Raw genomic sequence first — 20798 nt, 5'->3', positions numbered from 1 at the left:
CAATGAAACACTTCACGAAACTGGCGGTGGCCGCGGTCGTCGCGGGTGTCACCGCAGGCGCTGCCATGGCGCAGGAACTGTACACCCCGAACCTGAGCTACCGGACCGGCCCCTTTGCCGCGACCGGCATTCCGCTGATGAACGGGCAGGCCGACTACATGACCATGCTCAACGAGCGGGACGGCGGCATCGGCGGCGCCAAGATCAACTTCGAGGAATGCGAGACCGGCTATTCCACCGAAAAGGGCGTCGAATGTTACGAGAAGACCAAGGGGCAGGCCATCGTGACCCAGCCGTGGTCCACCGGCATCACCCTGCAGGTGCTGCCGAAGACCAACGTGGACGAGATCCCGATCCTTGCCTCGGGCTACGGTTTCAGCCCGATGATGGATGGCGAGACCTTCCAGTGGGCCTTCAACACGCCCGCCGGGTACTGGGACGGCGCCGACATGATCATCCAGTATCTCGAAAGCCAAGGGTCGCTGGAGGGCAAGAAGATCGTGCACCTGCACCTCGACCACCCGTTCGGCAAGGAGCCGCTGCCGGTGCTCGAAAAACTGGCCGAGGAGAAGGGCTTCGAGCTGGTGCCGATCCCGGTCGGTCTGAAGGAAATGCAGAACCAGTCGGCCCAGTGGCTGCAGATCCGCCGCGAGCGCCCGGACTACGTGATCATGTGGGGCTGGGGTGCGATGAACGCCGGTGCCATCACCGAAGCGGTGAAGACCAAGTTCCCGATGGAGAACTTCATCGGCGTGTGGTGGGCCGGGCATGACGCCGACCTCAAGATCGTCGGCGAGGACGGCAAGGGCTACAAGTCGATCTCGTGGTCGTTCCCCAACGCCGAGGCACCGGTCATCGCGGACATCAAGAAGTACGTGGTCGACGCCGGCCTGACGAAGTCGAACCCGGAAGAGATGGAAGGCGTGTTCTACAACCGCGGCATCATCATCTCGGCCATTCTGGCGGAAGGTATCCGCAAGGCGCAGGAAGAATACGGCACTGCCGAGATCGACGCGTCGCAACTGCGCTGGGGTCTGGAGAACATCGACATGACCGAGGCGCGCATCGACGAACTGGGCCTGACCGGAATGGTGCCGCCGTTCAAGACCTCCTGCAGCGACCACACCGGCAAGTCCGGCGGCTGGATGCTGGAGTGGGACGGCGAGAAGTTCGTGAAGGCCTCGGACCACCTCGTCCCCAACACCGAGGGCTATGCCGATCTGATCGCCTCTTCGGCGGCGGAATACGCCGAGGCCAACCAGCCGTGGCCGGTCAACGAGAACTGCGGCGGCTGACGGCTTTCGCGTGACGATGTCCGGCGGCGGCGCACGCTGCCGCCGCCGGACCCATCGAGGCAATTTCACGAAGACGAGGCAGCGGTTCCGGGGTGGGTCCGGCGCGCTGCGAGAGGAACGCCATGCTGGACGCCGGGAAGACCGAGACCCTGCTTGAGGTCAACAACATCGAGGTGATCTACAACCACGTGATCCTCGTGCTGAAGGGGGTGTCCCTGACGGTCCGGAAAGGCGGGATCACCGCGCTTCTGGGCGGTAATGGCGCGGGCAAGACCACGACGCTGAAGGCGATTTCCAACCTGCTGCACAGCGAGCGGGGCGAAGTGACCAAGGGGTCCATCGTCTACAAGGGCGAGCGGGTGCAGGACCTCGACCCGGCGGCGCTGGTGAAGCGCGGCGTGATCCAGGTGATGGAGGGGCGGCACTGCTTCGAGCACCTGACCGTGGAGGAGAACCTGATGACCGGCGCCTATACGCGGCGCGACGGCAAGGGCGCCATCGAGGCGGACCTCGACATGGTCTATACGTATTTTCCGCGGCTCAAGGAGCGGCGCAAGAGCCAGGCGGGCTATACCTCGGGCGGGGAGCAGCAGATGACGGCGATCGGTCGCGCGCTGATGAGCCGCCCGGAGACGATCCTGCTGGACGAACCGTCGATGGGGCTGGCGCCGCAACTGGTGGAGCAGATCTTCGAGATCGTGAAGGCGGTGAACGAGGGGGAGGGCGTGTCCTTCCTGCTGGCCGAACAGAACACCAACGTCGCGCTGCGCTACGCGCATTCGGGATATATTCTCGAAAACGGGAGGGTGGTGATGGAAGGTCCGGCGCAGGAACTGCGCGAGAACCCGGACGTGAAGGAATTCTACCTCGGCATGTCCGACGAGGGCCGCAAATCGTTCCGCGACGTACGCTCTTACCGCCGCCGCAAGCGCTGGCTGGCCTGAAGGATGGGAACCGGTCGGGAAGACGGCGCGCGTTGCCTGTCACGCCTCGCGCATGCTGCGCAGGAGGTCGAGCTGTGCCAGCGCCTCGGCGCGGGTGGCGAAGATGTTGGGCGCGAAGCCGCCGCTGGCGCTGCGCGCGCGGATGTTCTCGGCCTCTTCGCCGGGGACGTTGTAGCGCAGCGTCGCCAGCGAGAAGCTGGTGTTCAGGTCGCGGCCCCGGCGGGAGTATTCGACCCACGCGGCGGGCAGGACCTGCGTATCGCGGTAGTTTACAAGCGCGTACCACTTCATCGGCTGGCCCATGGCGACCACCCGGGCCTCGATATGGTCGAAGAGGTCGGACACGTCGCGCCCGTGGTTGAGCGTCATCTCGGACATGTCGATCTCGACGATGCGGCGGTTGGTGTCGAAGGTGACGCGCGGGTAGAGGTCGTGGAAGCGCAGCGTCCGTTCGTCCACCCGGGGCGGCACGTTCGCGTCGCGGATGTCCTGAAGGTAGCGCAGCGCCGCCGCCTTATCCGGGAAAACCGGCATGTTGAAGCCGGTTTCCTTCGTCATGGAGGCCAGCGCGGCGGTGATGTCCGGACCGGAGCCATACCGGGCGGAGCCAAGCGCGTGATGCAGGTTCAGCGCGTGTATGCGGCCCGCGTAGGCCTTGCAAAGCGCGGGCGAGATGGAGGCCCCGGTGATGTCGATCAGGAAGTACCAGTGCCGTTCGCCGGACGCGGCGATGCTGACCTCGATCGCGTCGAAATGGATATCGACGTCGACCGGCTGTTCGAAACGCATCCCGGATGCGTTCATGAACATGATCCGCTGGGCGTAGTCGAAATGTATGCGTCGTTCGATCTCGGCTTTCACGGCCCGTCCTCTTCGGCGCGTACGGTATCAGAACACCAGAAAAAAACCATCCGGCCAAATTCAGATTGCCCGAGGGGAGGAACAACCCGATGAGCACCTATTACGACGCGCTCGAAACGCGCAGCCGCGACGAGCGGGAGGCGGCGCAGCTAGGGGCCCTGAACGCGCAACTGGCGCGGCACGGACTGCCCGCGCTTGAGACGCTGGCCGGCCTCGGGTCGCTGCCGGTGCTGCGCAAGGCCGACCTTGTGGCCCGCCAGAAGGAGGCGCCGCCCTTCGGCGGGCTGCCGGTCGGCAACCTGGCGCATGTCTTCCAGTCGCCGGGGCCGATCTACGAGCCGGGGGGCGTCAGCCACGACTGGTGGCGCATGGGCCGGTTCCTGCATGCCTGCGGGATCGGCGTGGGCGACATCGTGCAGAACTGTTTCGGCTACCACCTGACGCCCGCGGGGATGATCTTCGAAAACGGCGCGCGCGCGGTGGGGGCCGCCGTGCTGCCCGCCGGCACCGGCCAGACCGAGTTGCAGGCGCGGGCGGCGCGCGATGTCGGCGCCACGGCCTACGCGGGCACGCCGGATTACCTGAAGGTGATCCTGGAAAAGGCCGACGAGATGGGTCTTGAGCTGCAGATCGTGCGGGCCGCCGTGGGCGGCGGCGCGTTGTTCCCCTCGCTCCGGGCCTGGTACGAAGAGCGCGGCATCCAGTGCCTGCAATGCTACGCCACTGCCGACCTGGGTAACGTCGCATACGAGAGCGCGGCGAAAGAGGGGATGATCCTCGACGAGGGGGTGATCGTGGAGATCGTGACGCCGGGCACCGGCGATCCGGTGGCCGAGGGCGAGGTGGGCGAGGTCGTCGTGACGACGCTGAACCCGGACTATCCGCTGATCCGTTTTGCCACCGGCGACCTGTCGGCCATCCTTCCGGGCGAAAGCCCTTGCGGCCGGACCAACACCCGCATCAAGGGCTGGATGGGGCGCGCCGATCAGACCACGAAGATCAAGGGCATGTTCGTGCGCCCCGAGCAGGTGGCCGAACTGGTCGCCCGCCACGCGGAGATCGACCGCGCCCGGGTGGTTGCCAGCCGCGAGGGCGAGACCGACGTGATGACGGTGCGAATCGAGACCGGCGCAGAGACCGTCGCGGGCGTCGAGGACAGCGTGGCGGGGGTCCTGAAGATGAAGGGGCGGGTGGAACTCGTGGCCCCCGGCGGTTTGCCGCGCGACGGGCTGGTGATCGAGGATCAGCGCACCTACGACTGAGGGTTGCGCCCGCGACGCGGCATCTTCCTGAGAATGAGGGAAAAATTCCCGTGCTCCACGGGGCGGGCGGCATTGTCCTGCCGAAGAAGTTTTCGCGACTTGCACAATCGTGTCTTGCCGCAGGGGCCTAGCACGGTAGGCTTGTGGACAAAGGAGGATTTGTCATGCGGATTCTTGCACTTGCCTTTACAGGACTTGTTTCCGGAACGATCACGGGCGCATTCTCGCCGAACGCGGCGGAGGCGGCGGGCGACGCCCTCGTGATCGGCAACAGCAGCTACAACGGCGTTCAGACGCTCTTTGCCGCGACTCAGGTGGCGGAGACCGCGCAGGCGTTGCGCGACAAGGGCTTCGATGTGACCGAGGCGCGCGACGCCGGCGGCGCTGCGATGTCCGACGGCTTTCGCACCTTCGTCTCGGCGATGGAAGGCGACGATCCGGTCGTGGTGATCCTGGCCGGGGCCTTCGCCCATGCCGACCATGGGTCGTGGCTGTTGCCGGCGGCGGACGGATCGGGGCTTGCCGATGCGGCGGTCATGGTCGAGGCCTTCCCGGTGGAGGCGGTGCTGAGCGTGCTGGCGAAGTCTCCGGGGCGGGCGTTCCTCGTGCTGGCCGAAAGCGGCGTGGCGGGTGAATTCGGCGATTTCCTCGAACCGGGGCTGGGCGAGCTCAAGGTGCCCGAGGGGGTGACCGTGCTGCGTGGCGAGGAGGCCAAGGTGGCGCGTTTCGCGGCAGGCGACCTGGTGAAGGTCGGCGTGCCGGTGGTGGCCGCCGCCCGTGCGGCGGGCCTGACGGTCAGCGGCAACAGCGGTGCGGACCTCGTGGTGGTCACGAGCGAGCCCACGGAGGACATGGGCGGTGCGCCGGGCGGTGTGCCTGAGGACGGACCGGTTGCCGCAGTCGATCCAGCGCCGGAGGCCGCCGATGAGGCGCCCATGACGCCGGACGTTGCGGAGAACGCAGAGACCGCGCCGGTCGCGGAGCCGGAGACCGGGATGGCGGAGGCTGACGCACCTGAGGCGCCGGCTGACTCTGTCGTCGAGGTGATGGAACCGGAGACCGAAGTAGAGACGCAGGCCCCGGCGGCCGAGGTCGCGGACATGCCCGAGGCCGACACAGTCGATACAGCCGAAGCGCCCGTGGCGGATATGGCCGAAGCGCAGGCGCCCGAACCTGCCGAGGCGCCCGTGGCAGAAGTGACCGAAGCGCCCGAGGTCGAAACCGCCGAAGCCCCCGAGGCGGACGTGGCCGAAGCGTCCGAGGCGGACGTGGCCGAAGCGTCCGAGGCGGACGTGGCCGAAGCGCCAGAGGCCCCCATGGCGGATGTGCCCGAGGCCGGGATGTCCGAAACCGGCGAGGCCGAAGCGGAGACCGTCGTGGCCGCCGAACCGGACCCCGCCGAAGCACCCGAGCCGGTGATGGCGGAGACAGCGCAACCCGCCCCGGCGGACGAAGTTGCCCCGGAGGTCGCCGAAACCGCCCCTGTGGCAGAGCCGGAGGACACCCGGTCGGAGGTGGAGATCGCGGCGGACGACGCGGCCTGGCGCGCGGCGCGGATCGAGAACACGGAAGCCAGCTATTCGTCTTACCTGAAGGCACAGCCGGACGGTGCCTATGTCAACGCCGCCACGCAGCGAATCAAGGCGATCAAGGCCGATCCGCACTACGACCTGCGGCGGGCGGAGGACTTCCTTGGCCTGACGCGCGAGGCGCGGCGTGACATCCAGCGCGATCTCGACATGCTGGGGTACTACACTTGGGCCGTGGACGGGATCTTTGGCGAAGGCACCCGCGATGCGGTGCGCGGCTGGCAGAAAAACGCGGGGTTGGAGGAGACCGGCTATCTCGACCTCGACCAGATCGCCAAGATCGAGGCGGACGCCGCCGCGAAGGAACAGGCGGCGGATGCGCAACGCGCGCGCGACAGAGCCCGCCAGGCCGCTGCGGCAGAGGCGGAGCGCAAGCGGGCCGCCGAGGCCGCGGCTGCGGCGGCAGAAGCGGCGCAGGACGATCCCGCACCGCGCCGTGGCCCCTCCGACGCGGCCATGTGGGCCGAGGTGGAGCGGCTTGGCACGGAAGAGCAGGTGCGGCGTTACCTGCGGGCCTTCCCGAACGGCGCGCGTGCGACGCAGGCCCGCAACATGCTGGCCGTCATCGAACGGATGCGCGGCGGCTGACACGGGTCAGAGTGGCGGGGTGAGCTTCGGGAGGCCGGGCCTTCCGGGCGTGCCCTGCCGGGCCTGTTCGGGCCCGGCGGCCCACCCTCCACGCCACTGCCCGGCAGGGCACGCCTGAAGAGGGCGCGTCATGACTGGGCTGGCACGAAACACGAAAACCCCCGAGGCATCCGCCTGCGGGGGTTCTTTCTCGTGTCGATGCGGCCCGAAGATCGGGCCGTCCGATCAGCCCTGACGCGCCTTGAACTTGCGCTGGGTCTTGTTGATCACGTAAACGCGGCCCTTGCGGCGCACAACGCGGCAGTCGCGATGGCGATTCTTGAGCGAGCGGAGCGAGTTTGCGACCTTCATCGGTCTCTCCTTCGTCTTTCGCGGCGCGCGAGCGCCATGGGTTGTGCCAGACACCTGAGCGTCGTGCCCCGAGCGTCCTGCGTTATGTGTCCCCGGAACATCTCGGGCGCGGTCCTGTTCAGGACGCGCCCGCAACCCCCGGAGGGTGAATTCTGGTGGGCGATACTGGGATCGAACCAGTGACCCCTACGATGTCAACGTAGTGCTCTACCGCTGAGCTAACCGCCCCTATGGCCGATCCGTTCCCCTTGCTCCGTGCCCCTTGTGAAAGAAAGGGGCGCGGGAGGTCCGCGCCGGTGGAGGGGTCTATAAATAGGTTCCGGAGCGGGATCAAGGGCTTTTGGAGTCGAAAGTTTTTGGTCTATGATTTGCTGCAAAGGAGCGCCAATGCCCAGCACGGCTTACCATCTTCATCTGCCGGAAAAGCTGTCGAGTTGCGTTGTGTTCGCGTCGCCGCATTCGGGACGCGATTATCCGCCGAGCTTTCTGGGTACGACATTGCTGGACAAGCGGACGATTCGGTCCTCGGAAGACGCCTGGGTCGACCGGCTGTTCGATTCCGCACCTGCACATGGCGCGCCGTTGTTGCGGGCCGGTGCGCCCCGCGCCTACGTGGACCTCAACCGGGCGGTCGACGAACTGGACCCGGCGCTGATCGAGGGCGTGCGCCGCATGGGCCACAACCCGCGCGTGGCCTCCGGTCTGGGCGTGGTGCCGCGCGTCGTGGCAGGCGGCCGGGCAATCTATCGCGGCAAGCTGTCCCGGCTGGAGGCGGAGCGTCGCCTGCAGCAGATCTGGCGCCCCTACCACGAGAAACTGGCCACCCTTCTGGCGCGGTCGCACGCGATCTTTGGCGAGGCGATCCTGATCGACTGCCATTCGATGCCGCGCGAGGCGCTGGACGGCGCGCTGCGCAATGGCGTGCCGCGCCCCGAGGTCGTGATCGGCGACCGGTTTGGCGCGTCCTCGGCCATCGATGTGGTGGAACGTGTGGAAGCGGCCTTCCGCTCTGCCGGGTTCGTGGTGGCGCGCAACGCACCTTTCGCGGGGGCCTACACCACCCAGGCCTATGGGCGCCCGTTGCGGAACCAGCACGCGGTGCAGGTGGAGATTGACCGGTCGCTTTACATGGACGAGAAGACCATCAGCCCGAGCGCGGATTTCGAAGACGTGCGGCGCGTGTTGCGCGGGGTCGTGGCGGAACTGGCCGTCCTGGGCGCGCGCGACCGGGGACAACTCGCGGCGGAGTGACACGGGGCCTTCGGGTCCGCCACGTCCGCCGCGATTCGCGGGGTGCCGGTGTGCCGCTCAGGCGAACAGGCGGTCGAGTGCGGCCTCCAGCGGCGCCGGGTCCGCGATCTGCAGTCTTACCGGAACGGTCAGGACCTGCTGGCGCATGTCGGCGGGCAGGCGCACGGCGTCTTTTTCCGTGGTGACAAGCTGCGCGCCCATCCGGCCCGCGTCCTGCGCAAGACGGGTCAGGATGGCCGGGGTCAGCGGCTGGTGGTCGCCGAGCGCCACGGTGCCCTTCACGTCGGCGCCAAGGCCCCTGAGCGTGGCGAAGAACTTTTCCGGGTGGCCGATGCCCGCGAAGGCGAAGGCGGCCATGTCCTGCCAGTCCATACCGGTCTGAAGCGGTTCGAGCGCGCCGGTCAGGTGCGGGATCGTCACCTGCCTGCCCCATGTGGCGGCAAAGCGCTGCTGTGCGGCGGAGGGGCCTATGGAGAGGAGCAGGTCGGCCCGGGCGAGGCCCGCCGCCACCGGTTCGCGCAGGGGGCCTGCGGGCTGGCAGCGGCCGTTGCCGAAGCCCATGTGCGCGTCCACCGTCACCAGCGTCAGATCCTTGCGCAGCGCCGGGTTCTGCAGCCCGTCGTCCAGCACGAGGACGTCCGCGCCCGCCGCTTCGGCCGCGCGGGCGCCCGCGGCGCGGTCCTTTGCCACCCATGCGGGACAGAAGGCGGCGAGGAGGAGCGGTTCGTCCCCGGTTTGCGATGCGGTGTGACGCAGCGGATCGACCTGCACCGGACCGTCGAGCGTACCGCCGTACCCGCGCGACAGGACATGGGGGCTCAGGCCCCGCGCTTGCAGGCGCTGGACGAGGGCTATGGCGGCGGGGGTTTTGCCGGTGCCGCCCGCGTTGACATTGCCGACGCAGATCACCGGAATGCCGGGGGCATGGTCTGGTGCGCGGGACACGCGGCGTGCGGTGGCGCGGGCGGTGAGGGCGGCCAGCGGCGCAAGCGCGCGGGTCTGCCACGCGGGGGCGTCGGGCGGGGTGAACCAGAAGCGCGGCGCCTGCATCAGACCGCCCCGCGTGCGTCGAGGACCTCGGCCACCTCGGCGATGACCGTGTCGACCAGTTCCGCACCGGAGGAAATCACGTCCCACCCGGCGTGTGCCATGGCCGCCGCCTGATCCGGGGCGACGAGGTGCAGCACTGCCGCCGCCAGGGAATCGGCGTCGCGGACGATGCGCGCGGCCCCGGCCTCGACCAGCCGCGTGTAGCTGCGCAGGTGCCCGCCCACGTTCGGGCCATAAAGGATCGCGGTGCCGAGCGTCGCGGCTTCGTAGGGGTCTTCGCCGCCGACGCCGTTGACGAGAGAGCCGCCGAGGTAGGCGAGGGGCGCGATGCGATACCAGAGGCCGAGCGTCTCCGGCCCTTCGGTGATGATGACCTGCGTGTTTTCGTCCGGCGTCTCGCCCTCGTCCCAGAGGCAAAGCCGGAGCTGCGCCTGCCGGGCGGCGCGGAGGATACGTTCGGCGTCCTGCGCGCAGGCGGGCACGATGACCAGAAGCAGGCGGTGGTTCAGGCGCACGGCCTGGCGGTGGGCGGCGAGGATGTCGTAGGTTTCCCCGCCGCGCAGTCGGGCGGCCAACCAGACGGGCCGGCCCGACATGAGCGCCGCGACCTCTTCGTGCTGGGCATCCGCGCAGGGCAGGGGCATGTCGGTGTCCATCAGCGGACCGGCGACGTGGATGCGCGTGGCATCCATCCCCAGCCGTCTCAGGCGGCGGGCGGCGGCTTCGTCGGTGGCATAGAGCGTGTCGACGAGCGCCAGCGCCGCCGGGGCCGGATCGGGCAGCCAGCGTGCGGCGGCGGGCGCCACGGGCGGCTGGTCGGTCAGGTCGAGCGCGATGATATGCGCGCCTTCCTCGGACAGGGAGTGCAGCAGCGCGGGACGCAGGTTGGACCCGGCCCAGAGCACCACGTCGGGTTTCAGGTGCCGGGCGTAGGCGGTGCAGTCGGGCAGTCGTTCGGCGGGGGCGGGCAGGTGCAGTGCCTCGCCGGAGGCGGGCGCGTCGCCCGAGAGCACGATTTCGGTGTCGGGGTGCTGGCCGGTCAGGCGGGCGCAGAGGCTGGCCAGCGCGCGTCCGCGTTCCTCGCCCGAGGCCCAGGCCCAGACGAGCGGACCCGGCGGACGCGGCGGCAGCGGTTGCGGCTTGTCCGCGCCCGGGCCGCGCGTCGTGGCCAGATAGGCCTGGAGCGACAACGCGCGACTGCTCAAGGCGTCAGCCCAGTTCTTCGGTGGAGGAGGCTTCCTTGCCTTCCTCTCTCAGCCGGTGCAGGTGCGCGATGAAATAGCGCATGTGGGCGTTGTCCACGGTGCGCTGCGCTTCTGCCTTCCATGCGTTGTAGGCCTCTTCGTAGTTCGGAAAGATGCCGACGATGTGGAGGTCGTTCACATCGCGGAACACGGTCTTGGTTGGGTCTTCGAGTTCGCCGCCGAAGACGAGATGGAGCCGTTGCATGCGCTTCTCCTGAAGGATGGGGCCAAGGTGACGGGCCATGACCGTAGTCATCGCGGGGGCGGGGTCAAGCGGGCCGGGGGGCGTTTCGGGTGTCCTGCCAAATACTTCGTTACCGGTTTCGGGCCGTTGCCGTGGAACCGGGCGGCCCCGGTGCATCGTCCGCGAGACGGGCCATGAGCGAGCCGTGCAGGTCGGGGTTGGCCGCCACCAGCCCGTCGACCTGCGCCTTCGGTCCGTTGAAGCGCAGCGGCTGGCCCCGGCGGTCGGTCACGGTGGCCCCTGCCTCCGACAGGATCAGCGCGCCTGCGGCGATGTCCCATTCCCAGCTTGGCCGGAAGGTGAACATCGCGTCATAGCGTCCCTCTGCCACCAGCGCCTGCCGGTAGGCCAACGAGGGGCGGTGGTGGCGCTTCACCTGCGGGACGCCGCCGGGCCAGTGATGCGGGTCGAGGTTGGGCCGGGTGGCCAGCACGTCCGCGCCGGTCAGCGCGCCGCGCGGCGAGACGGCGATCGTGTCGCCGTTCAGCCGGGCGCCGCCGCCGAGCCGGGCAGTGTAGAGCGCGTCGAGCATCGGCAGAAAGACCACCGCCGCCTGCACGATCCCATGCTCCACGACGGCCAGCACGTGCGCCCACGCGCGCGAACCTTCGATGTAGGACCGCGTGCCGTCGATGGGATCGACGATGAACACCCGGTCCTTCGTCAGGCGGTTCTCGCCGTCGGGCGTTTCCTCCGACAGCCAGCCATAACCGGGGCGGGCGTCGCGCAGGATGTCCTTCAGCGCCGTGTCCACGGCAAGATCGGCGCGGGTCACGGGGCCGGCGTCGTCCTCCTTGTAGCGGATGTCCAGATCCTGCCCGATGAAACCCGTCGCGATGTCGCCCGCCTGGCGCGCGGCCTGTGTCAGCAGGCGCAGATCGGCGTCGGCCTCAGTCTCCGGCAAGAGTGAGCCCCTCGACCAGCAGCGACGGCACCACGCGCGACAGCCAGGGGCGTGCGTCGTTCGCTGGGGTGATGGCGCGCAGCATCTCGCGCAGGTTGCCCGCCAGCGTGACACCGGACACCGGATAGGCCAGTGCGCCGTTCTCTACCCACCAGCCCGCCGCCCCGCGCGAGTAGTCGCCGGTGTTGGGGTTGATGGTGGAGCCGATCATCGAGGTCACCAGCAGGCCGCTGCCCATCTCTGCCATCAGGTCTTCGCGCGTCCGGTCGCCCTGCGTCAGTTCGAGGTTCCAGACGGTCGGAGAGATCCCGCCCGAAACGGAGCGGGCGGCGTTCGCGGTGCTCTCCATCTCCAGCTTGCGGGCGTTGGCGAGGTCCAGTGTCCAGCCGGTCAGCACACCGTCGTCGATCAGCTTGCGGGCCTTCGTCGCCAGCCCTTCCGCGTCGAAGGGACGGGAGGCGGCGGTGCGCGGGCGGTGCGGGTCCTCGATCAGCGACAGGCCCTTGGGCAGCACGTCTTCACCCAGGGCGCCGCGCAGCCAGGACGCGCCGCGTGCCACGGAGGCACCGTTCGACGCCGCGACAAGGTGGCCGATCAGCGACGAGGAGATGCGTTCGTCGAAGAGCACGGGATAGGCGCCGGTCTTGGGGCGCTTCGGGTTCAGCCGTTCCAGCGCGCGGATGGCCGCGGTGTCGCCGATGTCCTCGGCCGAACGCAGGTCGGACTGGAAGATGCGGCTGTCGCCGTCGTAGTCGCGCTCCATGGCAAGGCCGGTGCCCGCCACCGCGACGCAGGACCGGGAGCGCCCGGTGCGCCGGTAGCCTCCGGCAAACCCGTTGGAGGCGGCAAGTGCGACGTTCTGCGCCGAATAGGTGGCGGAGGCGGAGTGCACCATGGTGATGCCCTCGTGCGCCAGCGCCGCAGCCTCGGCCCGGCGGGCGTCGTCTTCAAGCTCTGCCGGGGCGGGTTCCTCGGCGGGGTCGGCCAGTTGCAGGGCGTCCATGTCCCAGTCGCGGGCAAGCTGAGACGGATCGGCAAGGCCCGCGTAGGGGTCTTCGGGCGTCTCGCGGGCCATGGCGACGGCGCGTTCTGCCATGGCGGTCAGCGCCTCGGCCCGGGTGTCGGAGGTGGAGACGCTGGCGACCCGCCTGCCCACGAAGACCCGCAGCCCGAGGTCGCGCCCCTCGGCCCGTTCCGCCTGTTCCAGCGTCCCGGCGCGCACGTCGATGGACAGCGCGGTGCCTTCGATGGCGATGGCGTCTGCGGCATCGGCGCCAGCTTTCTTCGCGGCGTCGAGCAGGGCCTGTGTCAGCTCGGTCGGGGTCTGGGACATCTGCAGCCTTTCGTCGGTCGTTGTCCCGAGGTAGGGCGCCGCGCGTCAGGGTGCAAGCGTTTCGGGGGGGCGCAGGGCGCGGTGCCGTGGTTGCCGGCCCATGACTGCCAGCCCCGTGTCAGCGTGGATCGCACTCGACGAAGGCGGTGAACGCGGCAGCCCTCTGGGCCAGGTCCTCGGGGCGAAGAGGTGTGTGTGGCGCGGCACGGAGGGGCGAGACCCCTTGCGCCGCAAGGAACCGCGCCGCGACCTCGGCCCGGACCGCGAAGTTCACGTTCTGGGGAATGTCGCGCAGCTGGTCGGCGATGGTCAGCGCGTCGAGCTTGGCCACCACCACGCCCACCACCGAACCGTCTGCGCCGATCAGCGGCCCGCCGGAATTGCCGGGCTGGACCGGGGCGGTGATCTGCATGGTCGCGGGATCGCCCGACAGCCCGGTGATCGCCGAGACCGACCCGCGCGTCACGTTCATCCCGCCGAGGATGTGCGACAGCGGATACCCTAGCGCGGTCACGTCCGAATTGAGCCGCGCGGGCGCCTCCGAGAAGATGGCGACCGCCGGGGCCGGTGCTTCGGACAACAAAAGCGCCAGGTCGCTGTCAGCGGATTGCGTCAGCAGGCGGGCGGGCCGGCCGTCGACGTGGATCGTGGTGCAGCCGTCGGTGACATGGGCGTTGGTCAGAACGTGCCCCTCGGCGGAGACGTAGAAGCCGCTGCCGGTGCTGGCCGCGCGGAAGGGGCGCGACGGGCGGTCCCGGTGCGCGCTGTCCTCCGGCAGGTTGACGTCCGGCAGGGTGGCCTCCGGGGGTGAGGCCACTGGCGGTGTGGCCTCGGTCGGGGGGGCGGGCCTGTCCCGAGGCAGGCGTTCCAGGGTGTCCAGCAGCGGGGCGGCGGCTTGCCGTGCCCGGTCGAGCCGCCCGCCGCGCGTGACCGCCAGCGGCGCGGCCAGCCCCGGCGCAATGCTGGCGGCCACCGCGCCGAGAAGCGCGCCGTCCGCCGCATCCGCCGACAGAACGACCGTCGACCATGCGCCGTCGATATAGTCGGAGCGGACCCGGCGCAGTGTGCCGTCCGCGCCGGTGACCCCGGTCACGGCAAGGCTGGCGTCGCGCGTGCGCACCGGGGTTCCGCCCTCTGCCTGAAGCGCCAGCGTGTCGCGGTGCAGCGCCTGCGCCTCTGGCCGGGAGAGAGAGGCGAAACGGTAGCGCAGCGAGGACGTGCTGTGGTCCCAGACGGTGAACGCGCCATCCGGTGCGGCGGGAACGGCGGTCTTGGACGGAAAGAGCAGCGACAGCCCGAGCGAGTCGAAGTGGCGCCACGTCCAGCCATCGCGCGCGGCCCGATCCGTCATCTCCTGCGCCAGCGCGGCCATATGCAGCACGGAGGGCGCGGCGCCGTAGGCGGTTTGGGCGAAGTCGTCCATCGCTGCCTGCGCGCCGGGGCTCCAGTCGGGGGCGATGGGCGCGTGCAGAGCGCCTTCGAAGGCCAGCGCGGCTTGAAGGAAACGCCGGTCCTGGATCGAAAGCCCCTCTGCCAAGAAGGGTTCGGAAAGGTCCACCGCCTGCTGCGCCGACGCGGGCGGCCACGGCGGCAAGGCGGCCAGCAAGAGAAGCACGAAAAAGGTGCGCAAGGATAAGGTCATCAAAGGTCGCGGCGAAGGAATGGCATGGTCTGTCCGGGCAGCCTGCCATGCGGACACACGCGCGGCAATCGCTTCCGCCCCGGCGGACCCATCCGGCCCGGCCTGGCCATCCGGCACGCGGACGCGGTCTCAGCCGGTCAGTCGGCCTTTTCCGTCACGGCCACGATCGGTCCCATGCGCCGCCCGAGGTCGTTGCGGCCCAGTTCCGGCGCATAGAGCCGCGAAACATTGCCGTCGAGGAACAGCGCGTTGGGCAATTTCAAACCGTCGCGGAAAAACCGCCCGAACTCGTGGAAGGTGACGACGCTTTGCGAGATCGCGAAGACCGCGCGCTTGCCGTCCTTCGATGTGCCCACGCCGTTGCGGATATAGCGCGAGGTGGAGTCCGGCAGGAAGCGCGGGTGCAGTTCGCCGCCTATGACCAGCATCGGGCCGGATTGCGTGGCGTCGCGGCAGGCGGGCTTGGCGGCAAGGAAGTCGCGGGTCTCGTAGACTCGGGCGCGGGTATCCGTGATGCAGAGCACACCGTTGGGCAGGAGGCCGAAGTTGCCCGGACCGGGGGAGGAGATGACACGCATCTCTTCCTTGCCATCCTCGACGTAATAGCCGACCGGGGCGCGGTCCTCGTGATACATGCCGGCATTCATCGCGAAGGCGAGCGTTTCGCCCTTTTGGGCCAGAATGGCCTCAAGGCGCGAGAACTGGCCGATGGGCCGTCCCTCGGCGTCGGCGCGAAACAGGCGGAGGTCTTCCTTCGTGGCGTCGACCTCGCAGACGGCGTAGCGGATCGACTCGAACTCCACGTTGCGGCAAGTGACGGCGCTGGCGGGCGCTGCCACCGAGGCGAGCAACGCTGCCAGCGCAAGGCAGGCACGGAGCATGGGATCAGCCCTCCACGTCGCGGCGCACGGTGTCGTCGGAGAACAGGCGCCGGGCCTCGTCGAGGTTGTCGAAGGTCTCGTCCAGGCGGAACCGCAGTTCAGGCGCGAATTTCAGCGTCAGCCCCTTCGAGACGGCGCGCCGCAACTCGCCCTTGTTGCGGTCCAGCAGGGCGAACATGTCGTCGGCCTTCTGCCCGCCGAGCGGCACCACATAGGCGGTGGCGACCTTGAGGTCGGGGGAAACGCGCACCTCGCCGACCGTGATCGACAGGCGGTTGAGCTCGGGGTCGTGGACGTCGCCACGCATGAGAACATCCGACAGCTGGCGCCGGATGACTTCGCTCACCCGGAGCTGACGTTGGCTTGGCCCGGGGCCATCTTGGAATCTGTTGCGTGCCATGCGGGAGAAGTAGAGCGAAGCTGTCGCTTTGCCAAGCGCCGACGACCGCTGTATGGGATCGCAACGGACTTGAGGAGTGTGGACGATGACGGATCAGCCAGGTGTCGTTGTAACGGGCGTTTCCGGACGCATGGGGCAGATGCTCGTGAAGGAGGTCATGGCCTCCGACCGGCTGAAACTTGTCGGCGCGCTGGAGCGCGAGGGCCACGACTGGGTCGGGCGCGACCTGGGGCTGGCCATGGGCGGTGCCGAGATGGGCCTGAAGGTGAGCGACGACGCGCTTGAGGCGTTTTCGCGTGCGCAGGCGGTCATCGATTTCACCGCGCCCGCGGCGACGGTCGCATTTTCCGAACTGGCGGCGCAGGCGCGGGCGGTGCATGTCATCGGCACCACTGGGCTGTCGGAGGACGATATTTCCGCCATCGACCGCGCGGCACGTCATGCGGTTGTGGTCCGGGCGGGCAACATGTCGCTGGGCGTGAACCTGCTGACCCGGATGGTGAAGCAGGTTGCGGCGGCGCTGGATGCCGACTGGGACATCGAGGTGATCGAGGCGCACCATCACCACAAGGTGGACGCGCCCTCGGGGACGGCGCTGATGCTGGGCGAGGCCGCGGCAGAGGGACGCGGGGTTGCGCTGGCAGACGTGTCCGACCGGGGCCGCGACGGCATCACGGGCGCGCGCAAGCGTGGCGACATCGGTTTCCACGCGATCCGTGGCGGCGACATCGTTGGCGAACACGAGGTGCTTTTCGCCACACCCGGCGAGCGTATCGTGCTGAAGCATGTGGCTTCCGACCGGACGCTGTTTGCGCGCGGCGCGCTGAAGGCGGCGCTCTGGGGGCAGGACAAGGGACCGGGCCACTACGACATGCTGGACGTGCTCGGGCTTGGCTGACCGCGTCACGGCGCCCTGAGAGGAGCGCCGCCCACCCACCCACCCACGGCGCCCCGCTCAGGGCGCCGTGACGCTTTCGGGGGGCAGTGCGGTTGGAGAGAGGCGGTTTCCTCTGGTGCACCGTGCCGTGACCGATCCGGTTTCGTGGATTTATCCGATGTATCGCGCGCCAGGAGGGTTTGCCGGTTGAGTCTGGCTGTCAGAGCTTCCGCGATTTCAGGAATTTCGATTTTCCGATGCTTCCACAGTAGCAGCAGTCTTGTCATTGCGCCGCGCATCTTGGCGTCGTCAGGGCATGTCAGTGTGGAATCTGTTTACAAAATATTATGTTGACCCCTTTTCCTGACGTGGGATTCTTGCTGTTTTTTGGTAGGTAGGTTTCTTTCGAGCGACGTGAGGAATTGTGATTTTCCGATCTTCGTGCGGGCGAGGAGTGGCTTTCAGCAGTGGCCAGTCGGAGCTTGTCCAGGAAGTGGACGGTCCGTCCACTTGCATAAACCCGATGTATCCCTGGTCTGTTGGGGTGGCCGTTGCGCCCGGTCTTTTGGATCTGCGTCAGCCCAATCGGGACCGCCTCATGCCGTCGAAGCGGCGCGAGATGCGCGTGGGTCTGACATGTAAGCGGAGGTCGTCTGGTCGCGAAGATACGCGCGCGACCGGCCTAGAAGTCGATGGCGAGGCCCTTCTTTTCCCAGTCGCCGTAGCGCACCGGTTCGGGACCGTCGCGGCCGCCGTATTCCTTGGGGAAGGCTTTTGCCTCGGCCTCTGGCTTTGCCCGGCGCTCCGCTGCTTCGGCAAGGGCGCGCTGCGCCGCGGGGGGCAGGTCGCTTTCGGGGGTCTCGGGCATGGCGGTCCTCGCTGGGCTTTCCTAGGGCGATGGCTGTTGATATAGGCCCCCGGTGCCGTCCGGGGCAAGCCCGGGCCAGATTCCGGAGACTTCATGGCAGACCCCAGCCCGGCCCGACTGGCCGCCGTCGACCTGTTGGACATGGTGCTGGTGCAGCACCGCCCTTTGTCGGAGACTGACCGGCTCGACCGGCTGGCGGCGCCCGACCGCGCGGCGGCGCAGCGGTTGGCGACGGAGGTGCTGCGCGGGCTGGAACGCGCCGACCGTGTGCTGAAGCCGCATCTCAGGAAGGCCCCGGCGGGGCGCGTCATGAACATCCTCAGACTGGGCGCCACGGAGCTGTGCACCGGCGGTGCGGCGCATGGGGTGGTGAGCGATTGCGTCGAGATCGCAGCGCGGGGCAAACGCACGCAGGGCGCGAAGGGGCTGGCCAACGCGGTCCTGCGCAAGGTGGCCGAGAGCGGTCCGGCGGACTGGGCGAAGCTGCGTGTTCCGCGCCTGCCGAAGTGGCTGCGCGCGCCGCTGGCGGAAGCCTGGGGACCGCAGGCCGTGGCGGCGATGGAACGCGCGCATTTCGACGGAGCGCCGGTCGATCTGACGCTGAAAGGGGACCTGCCGGAGGGGCTACCGGGCGAGTTGCTCCCGACCGGTTCGGTGCGCTTGCGCGACGCGGGACAGGTCAGTGCGTTGCCGGGGTTCTCTGACGGCGCATGGTGGGTGCAGGACGCTGCCGCCGCGCTGCCGGTGAAGCTGCTGGGCGAGGTGGCGGGCCTCGACGTGCTGGACATGTGCGCCGCTCCGGGCGGCAAGACGCTGCAACTGGCGGCGCGGGGGGCGCGTGTGACCGCGCTCGACATCTCGGAGGCGCGGCTGGCGCGGGTGCGTGAAAACCTCGACCGCTGCGGGCTGGAGGCCGAGCTGGTCGCAGGCGACGCGCTGGAGCATCGGGGACAGTACGATGCCATCCTGCTGGACGCCCCGTGTTCGGCTACGGGCACGATCCGCCGACACCCCGACTTGCCGCACGTTCACATGGGCGAGAAGATCTCGGAACTGATCGGGCTGCAGGGCTGGATGCTGGACCATGCGCTGTCGCTGCTGAAGCCGGGCGGGCGGCTGGTCTACGCCACCTGTTCGCTTTTGCCCGACGAGGGCGAGTGTCAGATCGAAGAGGCGCTGGAGCGTCATCCCGGCCTGCGTGTCGTTCCGGCGGAGGCCGACTGGATCGAGCCCGCGTGGCGGAGCGAGGAGGGCGGGCTTCGGCTCAGGCCCGATTTCTGGGCGGAGCGGGGCGGCCTGGACGGTTTCTACATGGCTTGCGTGGCGAAGGGCTGATCCACGCTCTTGCCGGTGGCCTTCGTTAATGACTTTGTCGGCTGCGGACGATATGATCCTGCGCAAGCGCCCGCGAAGGGCCATTCCCGTCAAGGGTCCCCGCAAGGGCAACGAGGCAAGGCAGCGATGACGACGCAGCGCAACTGGCGGACCGCGCCGGAGCGGGTCCTGAACCGTGTGCACGCACGGCTGGCGGCGCGTGCGCGCGCGGCGGACGGATTTGTCAGCCAGCCGGAACCGCGCACCGTGGGCTTCTTTGCCAAGGGACGGCAGATGTGCGCGGGCAACCTGATGTTCGCGGGCCATTTCGTCGAGGCGCCGGGCGCCATGCTTTGGGACATCCCCGCGCCGGATGCCGCCTTCACCGAGGAAATCAACGGGTTCGCCTGGCTCGACGATCTCGCGGCGGTGGGCGACATCAAGGCGCGCAAGCTGGCACAGGACTGGCTCTGGGACTGGATCGCGCGGTACGGGCGCGGCACCGGGCCGGGCTGGACGCCGGAACTGACCGGACGGCGGCTGATCCGCTGGGTGCATCACGCGCTGTTCGTGCTGCGCGGACTGCCGTCCGACAAGAGCGAGGCGTTTTATGCGGCACTGGGCGCGCAGGCGACGTTCCTTGCGCGGCGCGGTGCGTCGGCCCCGCCGGGACTGGCCCGCTTCGAGGCGATGACAGGGCTGCTGTACGCCGCGCTGTCGCTGGAGGGGATGGAGACGCACGTCGACCCGGCGCGCGAGGCGCTTGGCGCCGAATGCCGGCGGCAGGTCTCGGCGCAGGGCGGCATTCCCACGCGCAACCCCGAGGAACTGCTGGAGGTCTTCACCCTGCTGACGTGGGCGCAGGCGGCGCTGGAGGAGGCGGACCTCGTTCCACACAAGGACCACGTTGAGGCCATCGCGCGGATCGCGCCCACGCTGCGCACGCTGCGCCACGCGGACGGCGGGCTGGCGCGGTTCCACGGTGGCGGGCGCGGGCTGGACGGACGGCTGGACATGGCGCTTGCGGTCTCCGGTTCGAAGAAACGACAGGCGGACGGGCTGGCGATGGGGTTCGCACGGCTCTCGGCCGGTCGGACGAGCATTGTCATAGACGCCGCCGTGCCGCCCGTCGGGGCGGCGTCCGGCAACGCCCATGCCTCTACGCTTGCGTTCGAACTGACTTCGGGCCGGCGGCCGCTGATCGTCAACTGCGGCTCGGGCAGCGGGTTCGGAGAGGATTGGCGCCGTGCCGGGCGGGCGACGCTGTCGCATTCGGTGTTGTGCCTGCAGGGCTACAGCTCGGCCCGGCTGGCGGCGCCGCGCTGGGTCGCGCAGGCGCGGCGCGAACTGCTGGAGGATGCGCCGAAGCACGTGCCGATCCAGATGACCCATCTGGCCGAATCGCTGCGCTTCGAGGGAGGACACGACGGTTATGTCGCCGTACAGGGGCTGACCCACGCCCGGTCGCTGGAACTGTCGCTGGACGGGCGGAGCCTCAGGGGCGAGGATTATCTCGTCGCGCTCGACGCCCCGGCGAAGAAGCGGTTCGACAAGGCGATGGATGCGGTGAAGCTGGCGGGTCTGCCGTATGAGATTCGCTTTCACCTTCATCCCGAGGTCGACGTGACCGTCGATTTGGGGGGCAACGCGGTGTCGATGGCGCTGCGATCCGGCGAAATCTGGGTGTTCCGCTTCGAAGGCGGCGTGGAATTGGCCCTCGAACCCTCCGTATATCTTGAAAAGGGGCGGTTGAGGCCCCGTGCGACGAAGCAGGTGGTTCTATCCGGGCGGGCGATGCAGTATGCGACGCGCGTCCGGTGGTCATTGGCCAAGGCGCAGGAGACCGCGCTGGCCGTGCGCGATCTTGCGCAGGATCCGACGGACGTCTGAGTCTGACCCT

19 protein-coding genes and 1 tRNA gene are annotated in these 20798 nt (G+C 68.8%); 8 read left to right on the top strand and 12 right to left on the bottom strand.

The annotated features are described in order from the left end of the window. The first annotated feature begins 2 nt into the window (after positions 1-2). Both ABFK29_RS17925 and ABFK29_RS17920 read left to right on the top strand, forming a co-directional pair. Positions 3-1295 carry an ABC transporter substrate-binding protein gene (locus ABFK29_RS17925; RefSeq protein WP_005859180.1) on the top strand — a complete coding sequence of 431 codons (1293 nt, stop codon included), beginning with the start codon at positions 3-5 and terminating at the stop codon, positions 1293-1295. A gap of 122 nt (positions 1296-1417) precedes the next feature. Next, on the top strand, positions 1418-2239 hold the full coding sequence (locus ABFK29_RS17920; RefSeq protein ID WP_005859178.1) for an ABC transporter ATP-binding protein: 822 nt from the start codon (positions 1418-1420) through the stop codon (positions 2237-2239). A 39-nt stretch (positions 2240-2278) separates the two neighbouring features. Here ABFK29_RS17920 and ABFK29_RS17915 read toward each other — a convergent pair whose 3' ends face one another. Beyond that, complete coding sequence (locus ABFK29_RS17915) at positions 2279-3100, bottom strand: hypothetical protein (RefSeq protein ID WP_005859176.1); 822 nt, start codon at positions 3098-3100, stop codon at positions 2279-2281. A gap of 89 nt (positions 3101-3189) precedes the next feature. Here ABFK29_RS17915 and ABFK29_RS17910 point away from each other — a divergent pair, with 89 nt between their 5' ends. Together ABFK29_RS17910 and ABFK29_RS17905 are read left to right on the top strand one after the other, a co-directional pair. Beyond that, a complete protein-coding gene (locus tag ABFK29_RS17910) occupies positions 3190-4362 on the top strand; it encodes a phenylacetate--CoA ligase family protein (protein ID WP_005859174.1) in 1173 nt (390 codons plus the stop codon). A 164-nt stretch (positions 4363-4526) separates the two neighbouring features. Beyond that, entirely contained in the window at positions 4527-6539 is a 2013-nt protein-coding gene (locus tag ABFK29_RS17905) for a peptidoglycan-binding protein (RefSeq protein ID WP_005859172.1), read from the top strand. 225 nt (positions 6540-6764) lie between these two features. Here ABFK29_RS17905 and ykgO read toward each other — a convergent pair whose 3' ends face one another. After that, positions 6765-6890, bottom strand: coding sequence for a type B 50S ribosomal protein L36 (ykgO, locus tag ABFK29_RS17900; RefSeq protein ID WP_005859170.1), 126 nt, complete (start codon positions 6888-6890; stop codon positions 6765-6767). 153 nt (positions 6891-7043) lie between these two features. Beyond that, positions 7044-7118, bottom strand: a tRNA-Val gene (locus ABFK29_RS17895). Between the two features lie 159 nt (positions 7119-7277). Here ABFK29_RS17895 and ABFK29_RS17890 point away from each other — a divergent pair. After that, a complete protein-coding gene (locus tag ABFK29_RS17890) occupies positions 7278-8141 on the top strand; it encodes an N-formylglutamate amidohydrolase (protein WP_005859168.1) in 864 nt (287 codons plus the stop codon). A gap of 57 nt (positions 8142-8198) precedes the next feature. On the opposite strand, the gene lpxK is transcribed toward ABFK29_RS17890, so the two are convergent. The 8 genes from lpxK to rbfA form a co-directional block, all read right to left on the bottom strand. Then, positions 8199-9191, bottom strand: a complete 993-nt coding sequence (gene lpxK / locus ABFK29_RS17885) for a tetraacyldisaccharide 4'-kinase (RefSeq protein ID WP_005859167.1) — start codon at positions 9189-9191, stop codon at positions 8199-8201. Continuing rightward, entirely contained in the window at positions 9191-10381 is a 1191-nt protein-coding gene (locus ABFK29_RS17880) for a 3-deoxy-D-manno-octulosonic acid transferase (protein ID WP_005859165.1), read from the bottom strand. The genes lpxK and ABFK29_RS17880 overlap by 1 nt, the downstream gene beginning before the upstream one ends. A 19-nt stretch (positions 10382-10400) precedes the next feature. Continuing rightward, positions 10401-10640: a DUF4170 domain-containing protein gene (locus ABFK29_RS17875; RefSeq protein ID WP_040604608.1), complete on the bottom strand. Its 240-nt coding sequence runs from the start codon at positions 10638-10640 to the stop codon at positions 10401-10403. A 109-nt stretch (positions 10641-10749) separates the two neighbouring features. Further along, a complete protein-coding gene (locus ABFK29_RS17870; RefSeq protein WP_005859162.1) occupies positions 10750-11583 on the bottom strand; it encodes an inositol monophosphatase family protein in 834 nt (277 codons plus the stop codon). Then, entirely contained in the window at positions 11570-12916 is a 1347-nt protein-coding gene (locus ABFK29_RS17865; RefSeq protein ID WP_005859160.1) for a TldD/PmbA family protein, read from the bottom strand. Before ABFK29_RS17865 ends, ABFK29_RS17870 begins: the two co-directional genes overlap by 14 nt. Positions 12917-13034: 118 nt before the next feature. Beyond that, on the bottom strand, positions 13035-14546 hold the full coding sequence (locus ABFK29_RS17860; protein ID WP_050772420.1) for a trypsin-like peptidase domain-containing protein: 1512 nt from the start codon (positions 14544-14546) through the stop codon (positions 13035-13037). A gap of 149 nt (positions 14547-14695) precedes the next feature. Beyond that, complete coding sequence (locus ABFK29_RS17855) at positions 14696-15439, bottom strand: phosphodiester glycosidase family protein (protein ID WP_005859156.1); 744 nt, start codon at positions 15437-15439, stop codon at positions 14696-14698. Between the two features lie 4 nt (positions 15440-15443). Beyond that, positions 15444-15839: a 30S ribosome-binding factor RbfA gene (gene rbfA / locus ABFK29_RS17850; protein WP_040604570.1), complete on the bottom strand. Its 396-nt coding sequence runs from the start codon at positions 15837-15839 to the stop codon at positions 15444-15446. Positions 15840-15924: 85 nt separating this feature from the next. Here rbfA and dapB point away from each other — a divergent pair, with 85 nt between their 5' ends. Further along, positions 15925-16737: a 4-hydroxy-tetrahydrodipicolinate reductase gene (gene dapB, locus ABFK29_RS17845; RefSeq protein ID WP_040604569.1), complete on the top strand. Its 813-nt coding sequence runs from the start codon at positions 15925-15927 to the stop codon at positions 16735-16737. A 661-nt stretch (positions 16738-17398) separates the two neighbouring features. On the opposite strand, the gene ABFK29_RS17840 is transcribed toward dapB, so the two are convergent. Next, positions 17399-17584, bottom strand: coding sequence for a DUF1674 domain-containing protein (locus ABFK29_RS17840; protein ID WP_005859150.1), 186 nt, complete (start codon positions 17582-17584; stop codon positions 17399-17401). Between the two features lie 93 nt (positions 17585-17677). Between ABFK29_RS17840 and ABFK29_RS17835 the strand changes: the two genes are divergently transcribed. Beyond that, positions 17678-18919, top strand: a complete 1242-nt coding sequence (locus ABFK29_RS17835; protein WP_005859148.1) for an RsmB/NOP family class I SAM-dependent RNA methyltransferase — start codon at positions 17678-17680, stop codon at positions 18917-18919. 126 nt (positions 18920-19045) lie between these two features. Beyond that, positions 19046-20788, top strand: a complete 1743-nt coding sequence (locus ABFK29_RS17830) for a heparinase II/III family protein (RefSeq protein WP_005859146.1) — start codon at positions 19046-19048, stop codon at positions 20786-20788. The last annotated feature ends 10 nt before the right edge of the window (positions 20789-20798 follow it).

This window comes from Sagittula stellata E-37, assembly GCF_039724765.1.
Lineage (GTDB): Bacteria > Pseudomonadota > Alphaproteobacteria > Rhodobacterales > Rhodobacteraceae > Sagittula > Sagittula stellata.
The sequence above is the reverse complement of the archived record's forward strand: the minus strand, read 5'-3'. Positions and strand labels throughout refer to the sequence as shown.

Coding starts and splice junctions, on each gene's coding strand:
- ABFK29_RS17925 (WP_005859180.1), top strand. CDS start 3: ATGAAACACTTCACGAAACTGGCGGTGGCCGCGGTCGTCGCGGGTGTC.
- ABFK29_RS17875 (WP_040604608.1), bottom strand. CDS start 10,640: ATGCAACGGCTCCATCTCGTCTTCGGCGGCGAACTCGAAGACCCAACC.
- ABFK29_RS17905 (WP_005859172.1), top strand. CDS start 4,527: ATGCGGATTCTTGCACTTGCCTTTACAGGACTTGTTTCCGGAACGATC.
- ABFK29_RS17865 (WP_005859160.1), bottom strand. CDS start 12,916: ATGTCCCAGACCCCGACCGAGCTGACACAGGCCCTGCTCGACGCCGCG.
- ABFK29_RS17830 (WP_005859146.1), top strand. CDS start 19,046: ATGACGACGCAGCGCAACTGGCGGACCGCGCCGGAGCGGGTCCTGAAC.
- ABFK29_RS17890 (WP_005859168.1), top strand. CDS start 7,278: ATGCCCAGCACGGCTTACCATCTTCATCTGCCGGAAAAGCTGTCGAGT.
- ykgO (WP_005859170.1), bottom strand. CDS start 6,890: ATGAAGGTCGCAAACTCGCTCCGCTCGCTCAAGAATCGCCATCGCGAC.
- lpxK (WP_005859167.1), bottom strand. CDS start 9,191: ATGCAGGCGCCGCGCTTCTGGTTCACCCCGCCCGACGCCCCCGCGTGG.
- rbfA (WP_040604570.1), bottom strand. CDS start 15,839: ATGGCACGCAACAGATTCCAAGATGGCCCCGGGCCAAGCCAACGTCAG.
- ABFK29_RS17840 (WP_005859150.1), bottom strand. CDS start 17,584: ATGCCCGAGACCCCCGAAAGCGACCTGCCCCCCGCGGCGCAGCGCGCC.
- ABFK29_RS17835 (WP_005859148.1), top strand. CDS start 17,678: ATGGCAGACCCCAGCCCGGCCCGACTGGCCGCCGTCGACCTGTTGGAC.
- ABFK29_RS17920 (WP_005859178.1), top strand. CDS start 1,418: ATGCTGGACGCCGGGAAGACCGAGACCCTGCTTGAGGTCAACAACATC.
- ABFK29_RS17910 (WP_005859174.1), top strand. CDS start 3,190: ATGAGCACCTATTACGACGCGCTCGAAACGCGCAGCCGCGACGAGCGG.
- dapB (WP_040604569.1), top strand. CDS start 15,925: ATGACGGATCAGCCAGGTGTCGTTGTAACGGGCGTTTCCGGACGCATG.
- ABFK29_RS17855 (WP_005859156.1), bottom strand. CDS start 15,439: ATGCTCCGTGCCTGCCTTGCGCTGGCAGCGTTGCTCGCCTCGGTGGCA.